Source organism: Pseudomonas sp. MD330_10 (assembly GCF_042610415.1).
Lineage (GTDB): Bacteria > Pseudomonadota > Gammaproteobacteria > Pseudomonadales > Pseudomonadaceae > Aquipseudomonas > Aquipseudomonas rhodesiae.
The window spans coordinates 1-210 of sequence record NZ_JBHGZU010000211.1; the positions used below are offsets into that span (position 1 = coordinate 1).

Below are 210 nucleotides of genomic sequence, written 5' to 3' on the forward strand. Positions count from 1 at the left end.
TCGGCGATGCATCGTTTCACTGCTGAGTTCGGGATGGGATCAGGTGGTTCCAATGCTCTATGGTCGTCAAGAAATTCTGTGTACCAGATCGACGTTGAGCATCGTTCCGGTGAAAATTCATGGACTTCTACATAAACAAAACCCCAACTGCTTTCGCAATTGGGGTTTCGGAATTTAATCTTGACGATGACCTACTCTCACATGGGGAAA

1 rRNA gene is annotated in these 210 nt (G+C 46.2%); it reads right to left on the reverse strand.

From position 1 onward, the window contains the following. Nucleotides 1-71 (reverse strand): 5S ribosomal RNA (gene rrf / locus ACFZPT_RS27225); the annotation flags it as partial. Nucleotides 72-210: the final 139 nt, after the last annotated feature.